At 41.0% G+C, this 8665-nt stretch carries 9 protein-coding genes and 1 pseudogene; all 10 read right to left on the reverse strand.

Features of this window, described 5'->3' with window-relative positions; genetic code table 11:
* Nucleotides 1-188: pseudogene (locus IQ228_RS26665) on the reverse strand (hypothetical protein); the annotation flags it as partial.
* 122 nt (nt 189-310) lie between these two features.
* Nucleotides 311-1318: a hypothetical protein gene (locus tag IQ228_RS15005; protein ID WP_027402524.1), complete on the reverse strand. Its 1008-nt coding sequence runs from the start codon at nt 1316-1318 to the stop codon at nt 311-313.
* A gap of 95 nt (nt 1319-1413) precedes the next feature.
* A complete protein-coding gene (gene ebsA / locus IQ228_RS15010; RefSeq protein WP_027402523.1) occupies nt 1414-1800 on the reverse strand; it encodes a type IV pilus biogenesis protein EbsA in 387 nt (128 codons plus the stop codon).
* A gap of 352 nt (nt 1801-2152) precedes the next feature.
* On the reverse strand, nt 2153-3361 hold the full coding sequence (locus IQ228_RS15015; RefSeq protein WP_027402522.1) for a 4-hydroxy-3-methylbut-2-enyl diphosphate reductase: 1209 nt from the start codon (nt 3359-3361) through the stop codon (nt 2153-2155).
* Nucleotides 3362-3435: 74 nt separating this feature from the next.
* Nucleotides 3436-4248 (reverse strand): SGNH/GDSL hydrolase family protein, encoded by an 813-nt coding sequence (locus IQ228_RS15020; RefSeq protein WP_228043887.1) that lies wholly within the window; start codon nt 4246-4248, stop codon nt 3436-3438.
* Nucleotides 4249-4459: 211 nt separating this feature from the next.
* Nucleotides 4460-5848 carry an ammonium transporter gene (locus IQ228_RS15025; protein ID WP_193963359.1) on the reverse strand — a complete coding sequence of 463 codons (1389 nt, stop codon included), beginning with the start codon at nt 5846-5848 and terminating at the stop codon, nt 4460-4462.
* 334 nt (nt 5849-6182) lie between these two features.
* Nucleotides 6183-6485 carry a hypothetical protein gene (locus IQ228_RS15030; RefSeq protein WP_027402519.1) on the reverse strand — a complete coding sequence of 101 codons (303 nt, stop codon included), beginning with the start codon at nt 6483-6485 and terminating at the stop codon, nt 6183-6185.
* Between the two features lie 242 nt (nt 6486-6727).
* Nucleotides 6728-7501: an MBL fold metallo-hydrolase gene (locus IQ228_RS15035; protein WP_027402518.1), complete on the reverse strand. Its 774-nt coding sequence runs from the start codon at nt 7499-7501 to the stop codon at nt 6728-6730.
* A 12-nt stretch (nt 7502-7513) separates the two neighbouring features.
* The gene (locus IQ228_RS15040) at nt 7514-8101 is read right to left on the reverse strand and encodes an aminodeoxychorismate/anthranilate synthase component II (RefSeq protein WP_027402517.1); all 588 of its coding nucleotides are present in this window, start codon (nt 8099-8101) and stop codon (nt 7514-7516) included.
* A 74-nt stretch (nt 8102-8175) separates the two neighbouring features.
* Complete coding sequence (locus IQ228_RS15045) at nt 8176-8631, reverse strand: diacylglycerol kinase family protein (protein WP_027402516.1); 456 nt, start codon at nt 8629-8631, stop codon at nt 8176-8178.
* Nucleotides 8632-8665: the final 34 nt, after the last annotated feature.

Consider the following 8665-nt stretch of genomic DNA (forward strand, 5'->3'; position numbering starts at 1 on the left):
GTTCGAGTTCTGTCATGGAGATTGTTGTGGTGATCCTTGCTACAAAGCGGTCTTTTCTGACCCAGGTTGGGACGGTCTACCACTTCTTCTAACATACCTCTAAGATACAAGGTTGGGTTGTTCGCGTCAGCGTTGCGGAGCAATGGTACGTATCCCTGACGGGAGGCATTAGCCATAACCCAACGCATTTGTTGGGTTGCGCTGTCGCTTAACCCAACCTACAAATCAAGGCTGTTGTCAATCTTCAGAACTTTCTTCAAATTGAGTTAAAGATTATGGAAATAATAACCAATTACCAATTACCAACCACCTACTTGACAAACTTAGGCATAATTTCCGCAGCCGTAAATAAGCCAGAAATGCCCCGTTGACGCAATTCTTGAGCAGCTTTAAGATAACCGAAGGCAGGACCACACACATTGGCTGCCATGCTAGTTTCATCCCCTAAGGTGAAGGTATGAGTAGATATTTTTCCCTCAAAAGTGCGTCCAGTGATTTTCACATTTGTACTTAGGGGCTTTTTGGGGTTGCGGGTATCAACTACACCGCCAACCGTGACTCTGTCCCGTGAACAAATTCCCGCCACCTCTAACATCACATCATCGGCGTGTTCCATATTTTCCAAGGTTAACACCCCATCGGTCTGATCAAGTAGCGCTTCTACCTCTGCGTCAGTCATGGCTCTAGCGGCTTCTACACTATAACCGGGCATATGACCAATATCTTCCCTAACAGTGGCGCGGTAGGCTTCCCAGTTAGCAATTCCCACACCAAAGGTAATCACCACATTGTGAATTTCCGCATAACTTTGGGCAGCTAAGGCGGCAGCAGCGGTTAATAGCCCAGGAGTAGCACCACAGCCAGTCATGTAGGTAATTCCAGCGGCTTGCAGTTCATCTTTCATGGATAGGAGTTGTTCGACTGCACTGGTGCGTTTAATGGCATCTACCAGAACACCCTGCCAACCGGCTTGAATAAATTCTTTGGCAACAGAGGGGATAAAGTCGTTGGGGAGGTTAGGTAAAGCCAGGAAATAACCATCTACAGTGTCACCAGTGACTTGAATTAAATCCTGAATACTGTTGTTGCTTAATGTACCAAATGCTTCTAAATGACCGATTGTACCTTGATTTTGGTAAGTTGTAATACAAGCTTGGGTGTTTAAACCCTCAGTGGAGTAGGCATAGCCATTTTGGTCTGCGACGGCAACAAGAATCATTTCTCGTTTGCTGGAAAGGAGTTTTGCGGCTGCCTGTCCAAGTCCGCCAAAACCCAGGACTCCAACGCGGATAGGTTGGTTTGTTAGTGGTGTGTTCATAGTGATTTGTGTAAGGCGTATAAACCTAAATTTCCGTATAATAGCTAGTTATGTTGGAAAAATCTAGAGGTTCATGAAGGCTGTTCTATTTTGCTTCAATCATCTAAACGTAATAATTTGCGGTAAAAGGATTTAGAAAAATCCGTGATTTTATTCCGCTTATAGTTTTCCATTAGTTCAATTAAAAAACTAATAAATTCAAAACTTGGCATCATGACTTCATAGGTTAATTCAGACGTAGAATCAAACTGTAACCGGCAAACGGTTAAGTCGGAGGGTAAGGTAGGATCATTCCAAGTGGCAACGAAGGGAACATTTTCACTACCTTCTATTTTGCGGTGTCCTTCTAACTCACGTTTTTTATAAAGAGTGATGGCATAGGGTAACAAATTCCGCTTATTACCCTGAATATAGGGTAGATACACGATAGACTGTTGCTGACTTGCAGGTTGGAGTTTATCAAAAAACGTATTACCAGTCATTGTTATAGATTCCTTAAGTTAGCATGATATGGGGCTATTTTAGCCTTGATATTAGAGGCAGAGCCTCATCAACTGCATTCCTAGTCAGAGACTAGGAACGAGATGTGTTAGGGATTTGAGCTTAAGTTTAACTCGTTCCCAGTCAGAGACTGGGAATGAATTTTAGAAGGCTCTGACTTCAATGATATTAGAGGCAGAGCCTCATCAACTGCATTCCTAGTCAGAGACTAGGAACGAGATGTAGTAGAGATTTGAGCTTAAGTTGACACATATCAGCTTTTGCTTTACCCCTACAAATCTAGGTTTTTCGTAATTTCTTAAAAGTCCATATCCCAACCGTGTTGAGTATATTTTAAACTACAGATGCTATTGCTTTGAGGGTAAAAATTTTCTCAATTATATCTTCAACTACCTTATCTGGTGTTGAAGCACCAGAAGTTACACCAACTTTAATTTCTCCTGCTGGTAGCCAATTTTCTGAAATTACTAATTCTCCTGTTAACTGCCGATGTTCAATGTTATGAATTGATTGAATCCGTTCTCCACAATCAATGTGATAGGAGGGAATACCTCGATCAAAGGCAATTTGTTGTAGTTGAGTAGTATTGGATGAGTTAAACCCACCAATAACTATGATTAAATCTACATTTTCTTCGACTAATTCTAACATAGCATCTTGACGTTCTTGAGTGGCATCACAGATGGTATTGAAATTTTGAAAATGCTGATTCAATTCTGTTGGTCCATATTTCTGCATCATTGTATGCTCCAGCATTTTACCGATTTGTTCGGTTTCACCTTTGAGCATGGTTGTTTGGTTAGCAATTCCTACTCGTTGTAAGTCTTGATCAGGGTCAAATCCTGCTGAACAGGCTTTGGAAAATTTGGCTAAAAATTCTTCACGATCGCCACCGTTGAGAATATAATTAATGACATATTCTGCTTCTTTTATGTTTAAAACAATCAAATATTTCCCAGCAAAGGAACTGGTAGCGACTGTTTCTTCATGCTTGTATTTTCCGTGAATAATTGAAGTATAATCACCTTTTTTGTGCTTTTCTACGGTGTTCCATACTCTGGATACCCAAGGGCAGGTAGTATCAACAATTTGGCAACCTTTATCATGCAATATTTGCATTTCTTGAACACTTGCACCAAAGGCTGGTAAAATTACTACGTCACCACTATTAACAACAGAAAAGTCTTTCAGTTTGTCAATAACGGGAATAAATTCTACTTGCATTTCTTCCATTCGTTTATTCACAGATGGATTGTGAATAATTTCGTTGGTAATCCAAATCTGTTCTGTGGGAAAATGTTGCCGGGTTTCATAAGCCATAGCTACAGCCCTTTCTACACCCCAACAAAAACCAAATGCTTGTGCTAGTTGGATGGTGACATTACCACGTTTGATGGTGTAGTTGCGATCGCGGATTTCCTGAATTAAGTTACTCTGAAACTCAGATTGTAACTTGGTAGCGACTTCCTCTTGATGACCAAAGCCTTTACGGTTGTAATTGGTTGAATGTTGGAGGCTACGTTTAAAAGCTTTTGTATCCATTTTAGATTGACCACTAATAATTACTATCTTTGATTTTCTCGTGTTTCGAGGTGATTTAGATGGAAAATTTGGATTTATATCCTAGTTTTTGAGTTGATATTTTTAGGTTTAGTTGCTTGGGATGTTATTTGTTGGTTAGTATACATCTGTAAGGCAGTCCGCCAAACTAGATAACCTGGGGGACTCAGATGCAAACCATCGGTGGTAAAATCTGACCGAAGATTACCTTGTTTATCGGTGAATAAGGGATGTAAATTCAGATATTTCACCCCTTTTTCAGTAGCGAGATTATTCAGTTCCTGATTCAAATTACGAATCCGAGGATTGGGAATTGCTAGGAGTTTTTCTTTTCCTTCCCAAGTTATCCCCTCCCCACCATGGGGCAAAATTGACTGAACGACAATTTCTGTTTGGGGGTGTTTTCTTCGCAAATAACTGATAATTTGCTGATAATTAGCTAATATTTCCTGATCATCTAACCCGCGAATTAGATCATTAATGCCCACCATAATGAAAATATTTTCCGGTTTGGTGCGATCAAAAAAATCTAATCTTTGCAATAATCCATTGCTAACTTCCCCGGATATGCCCTGATTTAGCCAGCTTCTATCCTCAGGTAATAACTCCGGTGGAAACCATAAACTCAGAGAATCTCCCGCTAGTATGGTTAATCGCTGGGGATTTTTCCTAGCAGTTATTTTAGCTTCTTGCTTGAGAATATCCAACCATTGGGGATAACTGAGTTGATGACGGGGTCCTAATTCTGGTGCTACATATTGATTTTTCCAGTTCAGGTTAACTGGTTCTGGGGGATCTAGAATAGCTGTGGTTGCTAACACAGGGGTTAGCTTTTGCTGTCGCCAAATCAATAAGACGACCGCTAACATTAGGATAATATTAGTTAACAGTGCGAATAGTCCCCAGATGGGAAAAGTTTTTACACGATTAGACACGACGAAAAAAACATTACGAGTATTGAGTTTGGTTGTTAGTTGTTCGTTGTCAGTTGTTCGTTGTCAGTTGTTCGTTGTCAGTTGTTCGTTGTCAGTTGTCAGTTGTCAGTGGGAAGAAAAATATTCTCCCCTACTTCCCTGCCTTTTACTTGTTAGAAATCCGATCTGCAAATTCGGAGTTATAACCTTCTTCCCCATGTTCGTTGATATCCAAGCCTTGATCTTCGGTTTGATCTGGGACTCGTAAACCAACTGTAGCAGCAATAATTTTCAGAATGATCCAAGTTCCTACACCAGCAATAATATAGGCTATGGCGATCGCTGCTAGTTCCACAAACAATTCACCGAAGTTACCGCGCAGCACCCCATCTTTACCTCCGCTATTTACTTCAGTTGTGGCAAAGATAGCTGTTAGAATCGCCCCGATAGTACCTCCAACACCATGTACAGGATAGGTATCTAGAGCATCATCAACCCGCAATTTGTGCTTGAAACTGACAGCATAGAAGCAGACGACGGAGGTAATGAAACCAGTTAAAATTGCGGCTACAGGGGTGACAAATCCTGCCCCTGGGGTGATTCCCACTAAACCGGCGACTGCACCTGTGGCTGCGCCAACTGCGGTGGGTTTTCCCCGTAATGTAGCTTCTAGAATCAACCACATCAACGCCCCGGCGGCAGCGGATGTATTAGTAGCAACAAAGGCGACTGTGGCTACCGTGCCAGCGGATAAGGCGCTACCAGCATTAAAGCCAAACCAACCAAACCAAAGTAAGCCGGCACCCAACAAAATAAAGGGGACGTTATGGGGAGGGCTAAGACGATCTGGATAGTTTTTTCTCGGGCCGAGGACAATTGCGGCTACCAGTGCCGAAATACCGGAACTAATATGCACTACTGTACCACCAGCAAAGTCTAGAGCGCCGATGCCGCCGTATAAACCTAAGAATCCTCCCTTTGCCCAAACCATGTGTGCTAGGGGTGTGTAGATAAAGGTTGACCACAGAACTACAAATAGGCAATAGGCACGGAAACTCATGCGTTCGGCGATCGCTCCCGAAATTAAGGCTGGGGTGATAATTGCAAACATGGCTTGATAGATCATGAATGCTTGGTGGGGAATTGTCCCCGCATAGGAAACTACCTCCGCAGGGGCTGAACCTTGCAGATAACCTGTGGTTTCTACACCAACACCATTTAACCCTAGCCACTGTAAACCACCAATGAAGGGTAAACCAGGGGCAAAGGAAAGACTATAACCCCAAAGAACCCAGGTGACTCCCACAATCGCCATCAACACAAAACTCATCATCAATGTGTTGAGAATATTGTGCGATCGCACAAACCCACCATAAAAGAATGCTAATCCCGGTGTCATTAGCAATACTAAAGCTGAGGAAATCAGCATAAATGCTGTGTCACCTGTATCCGGACTAGGCACGGTTGCTGAGGTTTCTGCCCAAGCATTTCCTGTTAACAACCCTACCAGTAGAAATAGAGTTAAACACCCAATGATGGTCAATTTTCTGAACACTTATTTTCATTCCTCTGTGTCTACGATATTTGTCTTCATTCAATACAATTCGTAGTATTTGCTACTTTTTTTTTCTGTCTTAAAAGCTACTCAACTTCTAATTTTCCAGTAAGTTTAACAAAAATCTTATGTTTTATGCGGGTTATATTTACAAAGTTATTTATTTTCTGATGCAATATCCACATATTGTACTGACGCAGACTACAGTCCGGTAACAATTTTATTCTTCTTTCTTCTTCTTTCTGACTCCTGATAGCGCAGCGTGGCGTTAGCCATACTCCTGACTGGGCGCAGTCCCTGCGCCCCTACCTCCTGACTCCCCCTATATAGCAACTCAATTGTTGGCAGATTCTTGAACATCGGATTTAGGTACAGCGCTAGGTATTAATTCAGAAATTGGAGTTGAGTTTACTGGTGATGCTAACTTAGGTACTTCTTGGGATATTTCCACAGGTGTAATTACACTAGCATTACTGACATAATAGCCAAATATTTTATCATAATTAGAGGCAACTGCTAAAAATACCCCACCTAAAATATATATTGGTAACGGAACAGGAACAGAAAAACCTCGTAACCACTTAAAAAATTCCGCCAAAGCAAACAGAATAAAAAAACATATAAGCCAAACTCTCATCATTGCATCTGCTCCATACCAAGTCATCTTTTCACTTAATTTTAGTTGGAAATTTGTTGGGTTTCCTTGTGCCAACCCAACTTACAATAAATTAAGGGCGTTGCTGATTAAGGGTATGAATTTTAGTCTCACGCAAAGGCGCAAAGACGCTTCGTGATCTCGAAGAGTAGACGCACTGAGGTTTGATTTTTAAAGGTTCAATTTGGAAATTTCATACCTCGATTCAGCAACGCCTTAAGGAATCAAAACTTGTAACTCAAAAGTTGAACTTCCGTTTTTTCTGGCAAACTCTGAGAATTAACTAATACAGAATCATTGTTACTGCGGCGGACATTAATATTCACACTCTGCATCAAAGTTAGAAAATCATCTACTGGAGTAATGTCGCACTTGCCACTTTCAGCAGCTTGAGTCCGATAATGGGTAGGAATAACTAACTTAGGATTTAAGACATCAATTGCCTGTTTTGCTTCTTGATGATTATACGCTTTATCACTGCCGCCAACGGGAATAAATAATACATCAGGACGACCCATGAGAATTTTTTGTTCTAGGGTAATCGGTGCAGCAGAACCCCCCAAATGTAGCAGATTAATGCCACCTTGGTTTAATTTCCAGGCTATATTTTGCCCAAATTGTTTTCCACCCTTACGATCATGGTCTGTGGTAATTCCCTGAAATTTAACGCCCCGAAACTCATAGACACCCGGTTTATAAACTAATTTGGGATTTCCTGGTATTTTATCTATTGCCCCTTCATCCAATAATTGACTACTAATTAATACCAAATCTGATGCAACATTTGGGAGACGATATTTAGCTGTACAACCCAAATTGCTAAAGGGATTAATCAAAATTTTGACCTTACCATTGGTCAATAAAAAGCAGGTATGACCTAACCACTGAATTGATACACCACTAGATTGGGCATTTACTGGAACTTGATCACCTAAATTAGTAACTATAGCCGTTATTAAACCTGCTCCAGCATAGCCTATCAATTGTCGTCGTTTCATAAGAATACTGCCTTACAAAGTTCGCAAAAAATTTCTCAGCAATTCCTTACCCAAGGCAGTTAGGACACTCTCTGGATGAAATTGGACTCCTTGAATGTGAGGATATTGCCGATGTCTCACGCCCATAATTGTGCCATCTTCTACCCAAGCTGTAATTTCCAATACTTCCGGGCAAGTTTCCCGTTCAATCACTAAACTATGATATCTGGTAGCGGTTAAAGGATTTTCTAAACCTTGAAAAATTCCTATGCCTGTGTGGGAAACCTGAGAGGTTTTTCCGTGCATCAATTCTGGGGCGGAGACAATTTTACCACCGAAAACCTGACCAATACTTTGATGTCCTAAGCACACGCCTAAAATCGGTAGTTTATCTCCTAATTGGGCGATCGCACTGAGGGAAACTCCCGCATCATCTGGACGACCAGGTCCAGGGGAAATCACCACTGCGTCGGGGTTCAATGCCCTAATTTCATCTATAGTAATCTTATCGTTTCGCACGACTTGTAGGTCTTTAGCAACTGGGAAATCTACTGCTAATTCCCCCAAGTATTGTACTAGATTATACGTAAAACTATCGTAATTATCAATGACTAATATCACAATTTTTACCTAATTTTATTTAAAAATATCAAAGATGTTCCCTGAAAACGTCTCTACTGTTCACAATCTACCATTTAGAAAGTAGACAGAATTAATGTTGCTAGAGGAGGAAATATTAATGTAGAAGCAACCAATAGTGCTACTAAAGCAGAAACAAGTACAGCACCAGCAGCACAGTCTTTAGCAACTTTTGCCAACTCATGATAAGACTGTTTGACCGTTAAATCTACAATTGACTCAATAGCAGTATTCACTAACTCTAGAGTTAAAACTAAACCACTGGTAATAGCAATTATAGATATTTGCACTGTTTCTAACTGCAAAAATACGCTTAATCCAATAGCTAAAGCGCAGACAGCTACATGAATGCGAAAATTCCTTTGAGTCTGAAAAGCGTAGGTAATTCCAGCCCAAGCATACTTAAAACTAACAAATAGATTAGAGGCAATCTGCCAGGAAAGTTCCCTATCTTTAGACACGAGCGTTGGTAAGCTATTATTGGTTGATGACGATGAGACTTTTGGGGGCATAGAGGTGAGAGTGGGGGCTGTCTCTTATACACAA

It is taken from the genome of Dolichospermum sp. LEGE 00246, from assembly GCF_015207865.1.
GTDB lineage: Bacteria > Cyanobacteriota > Cyanobacteriia > Cyanobacteriales > Nostocaceae > Dolichospermum > Dolichospermum heterosporum.